At 41.0% G+C, this 15,414-nt stretch carries 14 protein-coding genes; 9 read left to right on the top strand and 5 right to left on the bottom strand.

The genetic code is table 11. From position 1 onward, the window contains the following. The first annotated feature begins 7 nt into the window (after window positions 1-7). Genes EJ995_RS03325 through tsaB form a run of 4 tightly spaced genes read left to right on the top strand, consistent with a single transcriptional unit; the run spans window position 8 to window position 4,674 of the window. Window positions 8-1,180, top strand: a complete 1,173-nt coding sequence (locus tag EJ995_RS03325) for an efflux RND transporter periplasmic adaptor subunit (protein WP_126445598.1) — start codon at window positions 8-10, stop codon at window positions 1,178-1,180. Between the two features lie 48 nt (window positions 1,181-1,228). Then, the gene (locus tag EJ995_RS03330; RefSeq protein WP_126445600.1) at window positions 1,229-2,695 is read left to right on the top strand and encodes a TolC family protein; all 1,467 of its coding nucleotides are present in this window, start codon (window positions 1,229-1,231) and stop codon (window positions 2,693-2,695) included. Between the two features lie 2 nt (window positions 2,696-2,697). Next, entirely contained in the window at window positions 2,698-3,972 is a 1,275-nt protein-coding gene (locus EJ995_RS03335; RefSeq protein ID WP_126445602.1) for an efflux RND transporter periplasmic adaptor subunit, read from the top strand. A 9-nt stretch (window positions 3,973-3,981) separates the two neighbouring features. Further along, entirely contained in the window at window positions 3,982-4,674 is a 693-nt protein-coding gene (gene tsaB / locus EJ995_RS03340) for a tRNA (adenosine(37)-N6)-threonylcarbamoyltransferase complex dimerization subunit type 1 TsaB (RefSeq protein ID WP_126445604.1), read from the top strand. A gap of 1 nt (window position 4,675) precedes the next feature. Here the strand turns inward: tsaB and EJ995_RS03345 are convergent, their stop codons facing one another. The 3 genes from EJ995_RS03345 to EJ995_RS03355 all read right to left on the bottom strand — a co-directional run bounded on the left by EJ995_RS03345 (window position 4,676) and on the right by EJ995_RS03355 (window position 6,633). Next, window positions 4,676-5,392 carry a hypothetical protein gene (locus EJ995_RS03345; protein ID WP_126445606.1) on the bottom strand — a complete coding sequence of 239 codons (717 nt, stop codon included), beginning with the start codon at window positions 5,390-5,392 and terminating at the stop codon, window positions 4,676-4,678. Between the two features lie 54 nt (window positions 5,393-5,446). Next, window positions 5,447-5,647 (bottom strand): dodecin family protein, encoded by a 201-nt coding sequence (locus EJ995_RS03350; protein WP_126445608.1) that lies wholly within the window; start codon window positions 5,645-5,647, stop codon window positions 5,447-5,449. A gap of 71 nt (window positions 5,648-5,718) precedes the next feature. Continuing rightward, window positions 5,719-6,633, bottom strand: a complete 915-nt coding sequence (locus tag EJ995_RS03355; RefSeq protein WP_126445610.1) for a NifU family protein — start codon at window positions 6,631-6,633, stop codon at window positions 5,719-5,721. Window positions 6,634-6,852: 219 nt separating this feature from the next. Here EJ995_RS03355 and EJ995_RS03360 point away from each other — a divergent pair, with 219 nt between their 5' ends. Continuing rightward, window positions 6,853-7,854: a PorP/SprF family type IX secretion system membrane protein gene (locus EJ995_RS03360; RefSeq protein ID WP_126445612.1), complete on the top strand. Its 1,002-nt coding sequence runs from the start codon at window positions 6,853-6,855 to the stop codon at window positions 7,852-7,854. A gap of 10 nt (window positions 7,855-7,864) precedes the next feature. Beyond that, window positions 7,865-8,401: an RNA methyltransferase gene (locus EJ995_RS03365; protein WP_126445614.1), complete on the top strand. Its 537-nt coding sequence runs from the start codon at window positions 7,865-7,867 to the stop codon at window positions 8,399-8,401. On the opposite strand, the gene folK is transcribed toward EJ995_RS03365, so the two are convergent. Beyond that, window positions 8,393-9,550 carry a 2-amino-4-hydroxy-6-hydroxymethyldihydropteridine diphosphokinase gene (gene folK, locus EJ995_RS03370; RefSeq protein WP_317126818.1) on the bottom strand — a complete coding sequence of 386 codons (1,158 nt, stop codon included), beginning with the start codon at window positions 9,548-9,550 and terminating at the stop codon, window positions 8,393-8,395. The two genes, EJ995_RS03365 and folK, sit on opposite strands and share 9 nt — an antisense overlap. Window positions 9,551-9,612: 62 nt before the next feature. Between folK and EJ995_RS03375 the strand changes: the two genes are divergently transcribed. Both EJ995_RS03375 and EJ995_RS03380 read left to right on the top strand, forming a co-directional pair. After that, complete coding sequence (locus EJ995_RS03375; protein WP_126445618.1) at window positions 9,613-10,311, top strand: queuosine precursor transporter; 699 nt, start codon at window positions 9,613-9,615, stop codon at window positions 10,309-10,311. 9 nt (window positions 10,312-10,320) lie between these two features. Further along, window positions 10,321-13,002: an AsmA-like C-terminal region-containing protein gene (locus EJ995_RS03380; RefSeq protein WP_126445620.1), complete on the top strand. Its 2,682-nt coding sequence runs from the start codon at window positions 10,321-10,323 to the stop codon at window positions 13,000-13,002. Here the strand turns inward: EJ995_RS03380 and EJ995_RS03385 are convergent. After that, window positions 12,999-13,793 carry a DUF2797 domain-containing protein gene (locus EJ995_RS03385; RefSeq protein ID WP_126445622.1) on the bottom strand — a complete coding sequence of 265 codons (795 nt, stop codon included), beginning with the start codon at window positions 13,791-13,793 and terminating at the stop codon, window positions 12,999-13,001. The two genes, EJ995_RS03380 and EJ995_RS03385, sit on opposite strands and share 4 nt — an antisense overlap. A gap of 65 nt (window positions 13,794-13,858) precedes the next feature. Between EJ995_RS03385 and EJ995_RS03390 the strand changes: the two genes are divergently transcribed. Beyond that, window positions 13,859-15,397 (top strand): GH3 auxin-responsive promoter family protein, encoded by a 1,539-nt coding sequence (locus EJ995_RS03390; RefSeq protein WP_126445624.1) that lies wholly within the window; start codon window positions 13,859-13,861, stop codon window positions 15,395-15,397. The last annotated feature ends 17 nt before the right edge of the window (window positions 15,398-15,414 follow it).

Genomic DNA, 15,414 nt, shown 5'->3' on the forward strand with positions numbered 1-15,414 from the left:
CAAAAGAATGAAACGTACAGGAACCGTCATATTATTAGCCGTGATATTTCTCGCTGCAGCCATAGGAATTTGGTACATCTATGTCAAGGATCTTGAGGATCCAGAGGTGTACACGACTGAAGAGGCAAGTGAGCAAACTATCATCAAAGAGACCGTTGCCACAGGAAACATAGTTCCTATGGAAGAAGTCAATATAAAGCCTAACATCTCAGGAGTGATCGATAAGATACACGTTGAGGCTGGTGATTTTGTAGAAGCTGGTGACCTCATTGCAGAGATCAAAGTGGTACCTAACATCAACTCGCTTACCAGTGCAAAAAATAGTATCGCGCAACAGCGTACTTCTGTTCAAACAGCAAAGCTGGCGCTGGACAATCAGCAAGCGATCTATAATCGCCAGAAAGAGTTGTTTGAAAAAGGCGTGATTTCTGCAAATGATTTTGACCTTGCTCAAAACAGCTATAATAATGCCTTACAGCGCTACAAGCAAGAACAGGTATCATTGCAAGGCGCTAGCCAGAATTTTGATATCATCAAGACAGGAACCACTTCTGGTTTAAGTGAGTATGCAAATACAAACGTACGCGCTACCGTTTCCGGAATGGTGCTCGACGTTCCCGTAAAAGAAGGAAATCAGGTTATCGAAGCAAATAACTTTAATGAAGGAACGCCTATCGCCACGATTGCAGACGTTACCAAAATGATTTTTGAAGGTAAGGTCGATGAGAGCGAGGTAGGAAAAATCAAGGAAGGCCTGCCACTAGAGATCACTGTTGGAGCATACAATAACAAGCGCTATGATGCTATTCTAGATTATATCGCGCCCAAAGGTGTTGCCGAAAATGGTGCCATACAATTTGCCATTAAGGGAACCTTGAAAGAAATTGAGCGCGACAGTAGTTTTGTGCGTGCAGGATTGAGTGCCAACGCCAGTATCATCCTGGATAAGGCAGATAAGGTGCTTGCCATCAAGGAGGCACTGGTACAGTATGATCCAGAGACTAAGAAACCATACGTAGAGATTGCTACAGGAGATCAGACTTTTGAACGTCGCAACATCGAGCTGGGTTTAAGTGATGGAATATACGTTGAGGTCAAGGATGGAATTACTAGCGCGGATAAGCTCAAAGTATGGAACCCACTTAAGGCGCCACAAGGTCGTGGCGGCTATGGCGGCTAATTTTGTAACAAATTAGAAAATCACCACACAAACAACCATAATTAGATCATGAAAAATACATTTATATGCATGTTGATTTTGATGTGTTCCGCTTTCGCGAAAGCGCAATCATCAACAATCACCGCAACACAAAAAAAGTGGACTCTTAGAGAATGTGTCGAGTACGCGCTGGAGAATAATATCAGTATTAAGCAAAGTGAGCTCAATCTAGAAGCGGTAGAAGCAGACAAATTGAGTGCCTTGGGTAATATGTTGCCATCACTTAATGCAAGCAGTAGTATTTCAGAGAATACTGGTTTGAGTTTTAACCCAGTAACCAACAATGCACAAACGACCACCTTTTTATCAGTCACAGGTCGTATCAACGTAGGCTATAACTTATTTGATGGTTTGCGTAATATCAGACAGTTGCAGCGTGCAAAAATTTCTGAGCTGTCTAGTCAGTATCGTCTGGACAAGATGAAAGACGACATCTCATTGTTTGTAGCCAATAACTACCTGCAAATTTTAACCAATAAAGCAAACCTTGAAACGCTTACCGCTCAAAATGAGGTAACTCTTGAACAGGTCGAGCGTACTGAAGAGTTAATCGAGGCTGGTCAATTACCTCGTGGTGACCTACTAGAGATACGTGCTCAAAATGCCACTGAGCAACAGCAGATAATCGTAGCGCAAAACGCGGTAACTATCAGTAAGGTGAGTCTTGCACAATTGCTGTTGATTAAGGACTATGAAAATTTTGATATAGTCGACAGTGATTTTGAAATCACCGACGAGAGTTTTGCTAATAAACCAGTAGGTGAAATCATTGCCGCTGCTGAGGATAACAGATCAGAAGTAAGAATTGCCGAACAAGACGTGGAACTGGCAGAGAAGGATCTTCAAATTGCTCGTGGTGCTTATTACCCGACTATTGGAGCGTTTTTTGGATATGATACCCGTTATACCGATGCAACATCTTTTGATCAACGCATCGATCAAGACAATCCATTTAGAACAGAGCAAATAGGTGTGGTAGAGGAGACCGGTCAAAGTGTAGTAGGTCAATTTCCTAACACTCAGACAGTCATTGTAGGAGCAGATCCTTTCATCGAGCAATTATACCAGAATGATGGTATCGGTTACGGGTTTTCTCTCAGTATCCCAATCTTCAACGGCTTCAGCGTACGTAGCAATGTGCAGCGCAACAAAGTAAATGTCAAGCGAGCGGAGTTTCAACTAGAACAGGCAAGGCTTGATCTTGAAAGCAATGTGTATCAAGCTTATGTGGACGTACAAGGGTCACGTAAATCATACGAGGCTGCGAAAACTGCTCTTGAATCTCAAGAACTGGCCTATGATTATGCAAAGGAGCGATATGATGTAGGGTTGACTAATGCATTTGACTTTAGTCAAAGTAAGCTGCGATTGAACAACGCAAAAATCAATTTGAATCAGGCAAAGTTTGATTATTTATTTAGACTTAAGGTGCTAGAACTTTATTTTGGAATAGAGCCTAACGAGATAAAACTATAGTAATGAAAAAAACAATACTCATAACATTAGGCGTCATAGCATTTCTAATTGTAGCATTTTTTGCCCTGAAGGCTGTTGGTATAATCGGTGGTGGCGATAAAGGTACCCTAGTAGAGACCATGAAGGTAGAGCGATCTACTATCGTGCAAACGGTAAGTGCTACAGGTAAAATAAAACCAGAAATAGAGGTTAGCATATCGCCAGAGGTTCCTGGCGAGATCATCGCATTGCCTATTAAGGAAGGTGAAGCAGTAGAAAAAGGACAGTTGCTAGCTAGAATAAATCCAGATCTTCTCGAGTCAAGTGTTAGCAGAACAAGGGCTGGACTATCAAATGCTAGATCAAACTATGCACAAGCACAGGCAAGCCTTACCGAGGCTGAAGCCAATTATAGACGAAGCGCACAATTATTTGAAAAAGGTGTCATCTCTCAAGCAGAATTTGATAGTGCCAGAGCAAATCTTGATCGAGCCAAAGCATCAGAAAGAGCTGCTTACTTTGGAGTTCAAAGTAGTGCTGCAACTGTTAATGAGGCAAGTGATAACCTAGGTCGTACAAGTATTTTTGCACCAATGTCAGGAACTGTTTCCTTACTAGCAGTAGAATTAGGAGAACGAGTGGTAGGAACACAACAAATGGCAGGTACAGAATTACTGCGCGTTGCAGACCTTTCTCAAATGGAAGTTGAGGTTGACGTGAACGAGAATGACATCGTCAAGATCAATGTTGGCGATAGAGCACTTGTTGAGGTTGACGCTTATGGAACTCGTCAATTTGATGGTGAGGTAACTGAAATTGCAAACACTGCCTCACAGGCATTGAGCGCAGATCAAGTGACCAACTTTAAAGTCAAGGTGAGAATCCTATCTGACAGCTATGCAGATCTAGTTGGCGATAAGGAAAACTATAGTCCATTTAGACCAGGTATGACAGCAGTTGTAGATATCATTACCGATGAAGCAATTGATGCAGTAGCAGTACCAATAAGCTCCATAGTCGTAAAAACAGATACTACTGCGAGCTTGAGAAGAAAAGAAATCACTGTAGATTCTGAGAAATTTGAATGCGTTTTTGTCAATGAGAACGGTAAGTCAGTATTAAAGGTAGTAGAAACTGGAATTCAAGACGATAGGAACATCGTTATAAAAAGTGGTGTAGCATTAGGAGATGAGGTTATCACTGGTCCATATAGAACCGTGACTGATGTCCTTAAACCTGGAAAAACGATTAGGGTAAAAGGTGAAAAAAGCGCCGAAGAAGATACTACTGAAGAATAACGCTACTTCTTGAAACCTATTCTTTGCATAGAAACTACCTCTACTAATTGCTCAGTAGCGCTTGCTGTTGAAGGTAGTCTTCTTCCTAATAATTATGGTTTAAAGGATTGTCTAGATCTACTTGAAGACAATAGCGACAATTATCAGCACGGTGAGCGATTGCACATCTTTATCGATGAGATATTAAAACGTAATTCTATAGATCGATCAGATCTTACAGCAGTAGCTATAAGCTCTGGCCCTGGAAGTTATACCGGATTACGCATAGGTACAGCAGCGGCCAAAGGATTATGTTATGCTCTCGATATACCCTTAATTTCTATCGATACGGTCAACTCTCTATCTGTTATGTTAGAGCCAGATCAACAAGCTAGTTATGTTGTCCCAATGATAGATGCAAGGCGCATGGAAGTTTATACCGCGGTTTTTCAAGATCATAATTTAATTACTCCTGTAAATGCGATGATTCTTGACACCAACTCGTACCAGGACATAAGAAAAGGCAAGGACGCTGTTTTCATAGGATCAGGCGCCACAAAATTTAGGGAGTTTCTACAGGACAATACTAATAAGTACATTGATAGGTTGCCTAGCGCTATAGGAATGTGTTCTTTAGCGATGGCAGCGCATAAAAAAAGCGACTTCGTCAAAGAAGTCGCTTATTATGAACCGCTATACCTTAAAGAATTTAAGGCGGGTTAATTTATTTCTGTAGGCTTAAGTAATATGCAATTACTTCTGCTAGACCTTTTCCTTCATCGTCAAAATCAATATCACGATCCTTTATGAAAGCTTTCAATTGCTTTTCATTTTTCTCATTCAAAGATTTCAAGCTTCTCTTTTTATGATTCTTGATTTCCTTGATCATTCCTTTTTCAATAAAATAGAAATCATCAGTTTCAAGAACACGAGGTCTGGATTGACTAGAGTAACTAGATTTCTGTGCTTCACTCATATCTTGGATAGAACGTTGGTAGCGTCGTACTAAAATTGTTTCTTCGTCAAATGGCTTAATAATTTTGAAAATGCCATCAAGATCGTTGCTTACATCAGCGAAGTTCAAGTATTGAAACCTTTCTTTTCCTAATTGAATCACATAGTTAGGATTGTTAGGAATAGCTCTAATCCCTTTACCATCTGCTGTTTCTGAGAATTCAATACGATCTTCGAGAACATTATACTTCATATAATATTCAGCACCAACACCATCGGGCATAATAACGATTCCTTTAATCCAGTCGTCATATAAATAAGCGCTACCGTCAAAAGTACCGTCATTCATTTCAGAAATTATGGCTTCCTTATTAAGGGCAAAACCCGAACCGCCACTTCCTGCTGCTGATGAGATGGCTATATCGCTCTGCGCTGATCCTGCAAATGAAATCGCCGCTGCAGCAATGAATAGAAATAAATTTTTCATGATAATAATATTTTATTGGTTATAATATTTAGAATCAAGAACCATACCGAAAGTTTAATTAACCTCGAACGTAATTTTTACGTTCACGCGATAATCTGTGATTTTATTATCAGTTACATGGGCACTTTGCTCATTGATATAAACAGATTTAATATTCTTCACGCTCTTTCCTGCGTGTGCAACCGCCTTTTGTGCTGCATCTTCCCAGCTTTTCTCACTGTTTGCTAATACTTCAATTACTTTTAAAACTGCCATAATATTTGTTTTTATGATTATATCCTAAGGTAGGATTTTCAAAATCAAAAAGACTTAGGCAAATCTTAAAGTTACCCATTGAGAGCAACTACGCGCCCTATCTTTCCAGGGATCATCTCTTTGAGCATAGTCTCAATACCATTGCGCAAGGTCATGGTAGAGCTAGGACAACCGCTACACGCACCCTGTAAAATCACTTTTACTTCTTGTGTTTGCTCTTCATAGCTGTCAAAGACTATATTCCCACCATCGCTTGCAACGGCTGGCTTTACATACTCATCGAGAATTTCAACGATCTTTTTAGAGGTGTCGCTCAAATTCTCAAATTTTGGTAGACCAACATCTTCACCTTTTTTGATTCTAGTGCCTGATTGCTGTTTTGATTGACCTATCTCGTCACCGTTTTCTAGTGACTCCTTGATAAAGCCTCTTATTTGATTATTGACTTCTGCCCACTCAACAATATCGTGTTTATGAACCGATAAGAAGTTCTCATCTACATATATTTCCTTTACAAATGGAAACTGGTATAGCTTTCGCGAAAGCGTGCCAGCCACAGTATCCTCAACTGATTTAAATTCTTGTTGCTCCACGACCAGCTTCTTATTAGCTACATATTTCATGACCGAAGGATTGGGTGTTGCCTCTGCATAAATGGTAATAGCTGTTTTCTTGACGCGTTCTAGGTCTTCATTAGGCAATAAAGGTGTGTCGCCATTGAGGTACTCCTCAATCTGAGCTGCTACGGCATCTTGAACATCTTGCCACTGCACGATGTCATAGCGCTCAATGGCAACAAAATTTTGTGCCAGATAGACCGTTTTAACAAATGGCAGATGAAACAACTGCTGCGCTAGTGGCGATGGTTTGGCCTCATCAATGTTATTGAACTCATAGCTATGGTTCTTTACAAGGAACTCATTGCTCTCAAATTTGACTATTGCCTCGTTTGTAGTTTGTGTTACTTTGATAGTGTGTGAACTCATGATAAAGCGTTGAGCTGCAAAGATAATTACTCATCATGCGGTGCAACCACTCATGAGCAATTTATAATCTATGACCTAATCGAATTCTAGTATATACCGTCAATCGTGGATTCTAACTATTATGCAATATATTTGATCTTTAGATTTCATTAAGAAATTAATGGGGTTCAGAGATAACATAACGATTGCATAGTCGTTTGTAGATGACACGTTTTATTGATGAGAAAACTTTTACTTTTATTGTGTTGCGTAGCCATGGGCCATTCACTAACTGCTCAAGAAGGTATACCGGTTTATCAAGATTATTTAATGGATAATCTATACCTGTTGCACCCATCTATGGCTGGTGCTGCAAATTGTGGAAAAGTACGTGGTACCGCAAGACAACAATGGTTTGATCAAGATGATGCACCTAATCTACAAACCTTGAGTTTTAATACTGCTGTAGGTCAAAATAGTGGTATCGGTGCTATATTATTTAACGATCAAAATGGTTATCATTCACAGACTGGTGGTTACCTATCTTATGCCTATCATTTAAATGTAGGTAATGGTTTTGAGAATTTAAGTCGGGTATCTTTTGGGGTCAATGTAGGTCTGGTACAAAGTAGGCTTGACGAGACTTCTTTTGATCAAAGCAACTTTGACCCAGTTATTGCTGGCGTGCTTGTAAGCGATTCTTATTTTAATATTGATGTAGGCGCTTCCTATCTTTTCAATGAATTCTTTATCCACGCTACAGTTAAGAACGCCATTTTTCAAAATCGCGAGATCTATTCAGAAGGATTTGAGAGCACCAATCAACTACGTTTTGTGGCATCCACAGGATATCTTTTTGCACCTCGCGGCTCACAATGGCAGTTTGAACCATCAGTATTATATCAACGCACTGATAGGACCAAAGAACAATTTGTAGACCTCAATGCCAAAGCTTTTTATGACTTCAACGAGTCCACGGTATTGTACATGGGTGCTTCTTACCGTCAAAGTTTTGAAGGTGCAGAATTTAGAGACGGCACTGATATTCAAGAGCAAAACCTTTCCTTACTATCACCTTTCATAGGTGCCAAGTTCAATAACTTTACCATAGGTTATACGTATAGTTACCAGTTTGGTGATGTGACCTTTGATAGCGGTGGTTTTCATCAGATCACTTTAGGTATCGACTTTCTATGTAGAAAAGATCGCTGGAGTTGTAACTGTCCAGCAGTCAACCTATAATTTTTTCTAGATGCGCAAATTGCTCAACGAGGAGCTGGATCGATTAACTAACGATGAATATATCGCCAGCAATAAGACGCCACTTATAATCATACTTGATAATGTACGCAGCCTAAATAATGTGGGTAGTGTCTTCCGTAGTGCAGATTCTTATCGAGTTGAGAAAATCATCTTATGTGGCATAACAGCGCAACCACCACATCGTGAAATACGCAAGACCGCACTAGGCGCGACGGAAACGGTTGCTTGGGAATACATTGAGGATCCTGTACAAGCAGTGAAACAACTCAAGGAAAACGGATATACCACTTGCGCTATTGAACAAGCAGATCGCTCGCAAAATCTTTACAATTACCAACCAGAACGCGGCCAGAAAATAGCCATCGTTCTAGGCAATGAGGTGCAAGGCGTGCAGCAAGAAGTGGTAGATGTTTGCGATCATGTTATTGAATTGGATCAATATGGTACTAAGCATAGTTTGAATATTGCTGTTTGTGCAGGTATTGTCATTTATGACCTGTTTAATAAGATTAGTCGGTTAAGGTAACGCGCTGGTGATTTGCCCGAGCACATTGAGGTAATCTTCTTGATTATTTACAAAATCCAGCTCGCTCACATCAATCACCTTGACATTTAAGCCTTTTTGCGAGCGTATAAATTCGGCATAGCCTTGCTGAATCTGGGATAAATAGGCAGCCTCAATATTTTGCTCATAGTCGCGACCACGTTCTTTGATGTTCTCTAGCAGTCGATCTTCTGTTTGATATAAATAGACGTACAAGTCTGGTTTAATCAATTCCTTGTACATCATGTGAAACAGGCGCTGGTATAAAGAATATTCCTGAGCATTCAACGTGATTTTACTGAAGATGAGTGACTTGATCACATAATAGTCGGCAATCTTAAAGTCTGTAAAGAGGTCTTGCTGTGCGACGTCATCACTCAACTGCTGGTAACGATCTGCAAGGAATGACATCTCTAGCGGGAACGAGTAGCGTTCTTTATCCTCATAAAAAAGCGGCAGGAAAGGATTGTCTGCAAATCGTTCCAGTACTGGTTTACCATTAAAATCGGCGCTTATCTTGTGCGTAAGACTCGTCTTACCAGATCCTATATTTCCTTCAATCGCTATAAAATTAACTTTATGCAAAGGGTAGCGATCTCGAGACAAGGCATTGCTAAAATTTGAGTTAGTTCTCAAATCATTTTTCAACGCTTCAACTTGCTCATTATGTGATTGAAAATCCTTGATCTTTACTCTCGCAATAGGATGCATGGCGTCACCGGCAATCTCCTGCAAGGGCTTCATCACAAAATCACGCTCCAGCATGTGTGGATGCGGTATTTTCAGGTCTGCCTGATCAATAATTAAGTCGTCATACAGCAATATATCGAGATCGATAACTCGGTTCTCATAAGACTTACCTTTCTTGGGCTGGCGACCCGTGTCTCGCTCTATTTGCTGCAGGATTTGCAGACATTCTCTAGGAGATTTATGCGTGTGGGCAAGTAAGCAACTGTTTAAAAAATCGTCACCTACAAATCCTGCTGCTGGCGTCTCATAGACCTGTCCTACCGCGATGATCAATCCCAATCGCTGCTCAATAAAGTCAACGGCATAGCATAGATGCTCAAATCGATCACCTTGATTACTGCCTAATGCTATGAAAATCTTATGGTTATGAATTGTAGAGATGACCGTGACTTTTGCTGCAAATTAACTATAAATGCGCACTCTATTTTTACTTTTATGCCCTTATGAAACAACTGCAGGGAAGTAAGTTGAGATTAGCGCATCGCATCTATCTGGTGCTGGCGGCACTCTTTATTTGCTCCCTTGTTGTCTCAAACTTAATCTTCCAAAAATTTTTTTATTGGAATCCGTTTGGTCTCTTCCGTTTTGAGATTTCTGTTGGATTGTTGCCTTATCCGATTACATTCTTGATAACTGATCTAGTGAGCGAGATTTACGGTAGGCGCAAGGCAAATGATCTTGTTTTGGCAGGAATATTTGCCTCGGTTTTTAGTCTAGGCATTATTTATGTTGCAGATAAAGCACCAGCGATTGAAAGCAGCGCCATTCAAGATGCGTTGTTCACTAAAGTTTTTGGAGCGACCACGCTAGCCGTGATTTCCAGTATGATGGCATATTTGTTTGCACAATTTGTAGATATACAGATCTATCATTTCTGGAAAAGAGTTACTAAAGGCAAGATGTTATGGCTGCGCAACAACCTGAGCACCTTCTTCTCGCAGTTTGTTGATACCATGAGCGTGTTACTGCTGCTGTGTTATGCAGAGTTATTACCGTGGGAAAAATTCTGGCCACTACTGGGTGCAGGTTTTTTATTTAAGGTGCTGGTGGCCTTACTGGATACGCCATTGCTATACGCTGGTGTTTATGCCTTTCAACGCCTGTTCAAACTAGAGCGTGGCGAGGAACTATTAATTGATTAAAAATATTACATGAAAAAGATATTTAAAATTTTAGGTGTTGTATTGCTTGCGGTAGTGGCCTTTGTGATCGCTGCTCCATTTTTTCTACAGGATCAAATTGCTGAAATCCTCAAAAATAAACTCAATGAATCACTCAATGCCCAAATAGAATTTGGCGATGTGGACCTGAGTTTTGTGGCCGCTTTTCCAGATGCGCGACTCAACATTGAGGATATTTCTATTATCAACAAGGAGCCTTTTGCAGGTGACACCTTGTTCTATGCACAAGAGGTAAAACTAGATATGCCGCTTTTTGACGTTTTTCATGACGCCAGTGAACCCATCACGATCAACGAGCTAATTGTCAATCAGGCAGTAGCAAGGTTGCAAGTCAATGAGAATGAGGTGGCTAGTTGGGATATCGCTTTCGCGGAAGCGGAACAACCACAAAAACAGCAAGACACGACATCAGGCTTTAATTTTAATCTCAAGCACTACGAGATCAACGATTCAAAGTTTACCTATGAAGATCTAGTGACCAAAAACTTATTGATCCTCAATGAGATGAACCACAGCGGTAACGGTGATTTCTCGCTTAATTCCAGTACGCTGGAAACGGCGACCACAGCGTTGGTAACCTATGAATTAGAAGATATCGAATATTTAGCAAGTCAACGAATAGAGCTGGATGCAGATATTCTGATGGATCTTGATGAGCAAAAATTCACCTTTAAGGATAACAAGGCGCTGGTTAACGACCTGGAACTAGAAATGGCAGGATATGTTGATATTGAGGATGACTACAATATGATTGATCTCACTTTTAAAACACCATCGTCTGATTTCAAGAACTTTTTTGCGGTGATACCTCAAGAATACAGATCAAATCTCGATGGTATGACGACAACGGGTGATTTTACCGTCGATGGATTTATACGTGGAGAAGTGGACGAGAACCGCATACCAAAAATGAATATCGCGATCAAATCAAACAACGCGAGCTTCCAGTATCCTGATTTGCCACAAAAGGTGACCAACATCTACATTGACGCACAATTGGTCAATGATACAGGCAATGTTGATGATACTTATTTTAATGTAGCAAATACCTCATTCAACATAGGAGCAGATCGATTGCAGGGAAATGCCATGATACGCAATTTAACCAGTAATATGAATGTTGCGTTAAATGCAAAAGGTGACTTGAACCTAGGCAAACTTTCACAATCATTCCCATTGCCAGAAGACCTGGATCTGGATGGTAAGTTGGCTCTAGACATGGCATCGCAGTTTGACATGGAGAGCATTGAGAAAGAACGCTATGAACGCATCAAGACTCAAGGTAAAGCTACTCTTACAGATTTTAAATACATAGGTGCCGCGTTTGAAAATCCGTTCTTAATCAAACTGGCTGCGTTAGACCTTGATACCAGCACTATTAAATTGCTTGCATTTGATGCGCTTACTGGCAATACAGATATCCAGGCAACTGGTAGCATCAACAATTTGATAGGTTTCTTGATTCAAGATCAAGGATTGAAAGGTAACTTCAACCTGCGATCCAGCACATTTGACGTGAGCGATTTCATGGAAGAAACTACTGAAGTTACATCTGCCAATCAAAAATCTACAGCAGCAACCCAAGAAGCCATCAAGATTCCTGCATTTCTCGATGCCAACCTTGATTTTGCCATCAACGAGGTGCTATATGATGGATTAACGCTGAAAAATGTGAGTGGCGTCGCCATCATACGTGACGAGACCATCATGATGAATAATGTGCGCACTAATATTTTTGGCGGTGCGATAGGTGTTGATGGATCAGTAAGTACGCGCGGCGAGCAACCTGTTTTTGACATGAACTTAAACATGAAAGACCTGGATATAGGTCAATCATTTCAAGGATTTGATATGTTCCAGCAGTTCGTGCCTGTCATCCAGGCGCTTGAAGGAAAAATCAATACAGATATTCAGGTTAAAGGAAATTTGACAAATGAATTATCACCCGTACTTACCTCCATTCAAGGTGGCGCTTTTGCGCAGTTGTTGACTAAGGAGTTAAAACCAAGAACTGTGGCGCTGCTGGATCGCCTGGATGAAAAGCTATCTTTTATCAGTCTCAAAGACATTGATATACGCGAGCTGGCGACAAATCTCAAGTTCCAGGATGGTGCGGTGCAGGTCTCGCCATTTGATTTTAAGGTCAAGGATATCGTCGTTACCGCAAGCGGTCGTCATAGCTTGACAAATGAGATGGATTATGTACTCAATCTTAATGTACCGGCGAGATATTTTGGTAAAGAAGGTGCCCAATTACTAGCCCAACTAGAGGACAACGAGATTGATAACATCGCCGTGCCATTACCTGTACGTCTAGGTGGAGCGATAAATAAACCTAGCGTCAATGTTGATCTACAAGCTGCTGTTACAAATCTTACCAACCAGATTGTAGCGATACAGAAGCAAAAATTGAAGGATAAAGGCGAGGCCGCTCTTGGTACCGCAGTAGATGATATTATTAAGGGTAAGAATCCGCTAGATAATGTTAAGGATATTATCAAGGGTAAAAAGCCGGCAGTAAGTAGCGACACCACGGCCGTCTCAAAACCAGCGGATAGTGTGAAGACGGTACCGCCGGCGAGAGATCAAGTCAAAGAAGCGGCTGGTAGCTTGTTGCGCAATTTGATGAAGAAGAAAAAGGATAGTGTTTAATCTACTTTTAATTCCACGACATATCCTTCATGACTGCGCACATTCATGACTTTACCATCTTCAAAGATCAGGTATTGACCCTTGATTCCTTTAAGTTTACCAGCATGTTGAGGTGTTTTTGACAGGTTCACGCTCGTTACTTTTTCAGGATATTGTAGCACGGGAAAATTGATGTGCGTTTCAGCTTTGGGATCCACGATATATTGTTGTGCCTCTTGAGGTATTAGGTCGATTATGCTTTCGCGAAAGCGTAACAAATCAACATCTTCAATACTATTAGTAAGCATCTTGCGCCAGTTGGTCTTGTCTGCCACTTTTTCCTTGAGGGCAACCTCAGTAATCCCAGCGAGATAACGGTTGGGTGCCTCGACAATGGCAACTGCTTCATGTGCGCCCTGATCAATCCATCGAGTAGGCACCTGCGTCTCACGTGTCACGCCTACCTTGACGTTGCTGCTGTTTGCCAGATAAACAATGTGTGGTTTGAGCTGTACGCGTTTTTCATATTCTAGATCACGGTCTTCTTCACCTAGATGAGCTCTACTTAATTCTGGATTCATGATCCACTCGCCAGCTTGTGGTATGCTAGAAAAGCAGTCATAGCAATAACCTTGACGCCATATTTTTTTATCCAGACCACAGTTAAGGCATTCATTAGCAACATGCTTGATGCTTATGTCATGATCCAGTAGCTGATTGACATGCACAAAATCGTCCTTGAAAACAAGGTAATATTGAACTGTATCCTGAAGTTCTGTCTGCATCTTGCGTATGGTGCCGCTTGTAATCATTTTGAGGCTTTTTTAAACTAAAAACTAAGTATATTGCCTCAAAAATACTTTAAAGCTAGAACAGCGTGGCGATTCCGTTAATCAATTCTGTAGTATCCTGGTTTCTCAAGAAGCGTATCCACGATATGGAGCTGTTCATGAAACATCCACAGGAGCTACAAGATAACCTGCTAGGTGAGCTCATAAGTCACGCAAAGAATACCGAGGTTGGCAAAAAGTATGGTTTTGAAAGCATCACCAGTTATGATGACTTTAAAAATCAAGTCCCGATTACAGAGTATGCTGATGTTCAAGATTTACTAGAACGATCTCGTGCTGGTGAGTCCAACATCTTCTGGCCAGAGCCCATAAAATATTTTGCCATGTCTAGTGGTACGACCAGCTCGCGCAGTAAGTATATACCTGTAAGTGAGCAATCATTGCAGGATTGTCACTATGCCGCAGCAAAGGACTTGCTGTGCATGTATTTGAACAACAATCCAGAATCACAGCTTTTTACAGGTAAAGGGCTGCGATTGGGTGGCAGTAAAAAACTGGATAAGGCTGCTGGAACTGCCGCTGGTGATTTGAGTTCGATCTTGATTGACAATATGCCATTCTGGGCAGATTATAGCTCGACACCTAGTAATGAGGTCGCCCTAATGGCAGATTGGGAAACCAAGATGCCAGCGATTGTTCAAGAGACCATTCATGAAAAAGTAACCAGCCTGGCTGGCGTTCCCTCGTGGATGATGGTATTGCTCAACAATGTTCTTGAAACTACTGGCAAGGACAATATCCTAGAGGTATGGCCCGATATGGAAGTGTTTTTTCATGGTGGTGTGAGTTTTGATCCTTATGTGGAGCCATTTAAGAAGTTGCTACCTGATAGTGAGATCAAATATTATGAGACCTATAATGCTAGTGAAGGCTTTTTTGCCATACAGGATCAAAATGATTCAAAGGATCTCTTGTTAATGCTGGACTATGGTATTTTTTATGAATTCCTACCTATGTCCACCTACGGCACGGCTCAAGAAAAGGTCGTGACGCTGGATCAAGTAGAGTTAGGTGAGAATTATGCCATTGTCATTACTACAAATGCTGGATTGTGGCGCTACAAAATAGGTGACACCGTGCGTTTTACCAGTGCGTCGCCCTACCGTATCAAAGTCACTGGTAGGACAAAGCACCACATTAATGTTTTTGGCGAGGAACTAATCATCGAGAATGCCGAAGAAGCCCTGAAAAAAACCATGCAAGAAGTTCCTTGTTCTATTAAAGACTACACGGTCGCACCTATTTTTATGGAAGGAAAAGAAAAGGGCGCGCATGAATGGCTTATTGAGTTTGAACAGCATCCAAAAGATGAGCAACTCTTCAAAGAAGTTCTAGACCAGCAATTGCAGCAAGTCAACAGTGATTATGCGGCCAAAAGATATATGAATACCACTTTATCTGCACCTACTATTCATGTCGCCGCACCGCAGACGTTTTACCACTGGCTCAAGTCCAAAAACAAATTAGGCGGACAGCATAAAATCCCAAGATTATCTAACTCTAGGGATTATCTCGATGAATTGCTCAAGATTCATCAAAGCGCGGCTACTGCGAGCAACAATTAGAGGTAATAAGCTCATAT

Source organism: Nonlabens ponticola, assembly GCF_003966335.1.
Lineage (GTDB): Bacteria > Bacteroidota > Bacteroidia > Flavobacteriales > Flavobacteriaceae > Nonlabens > Nonlabens ponticola.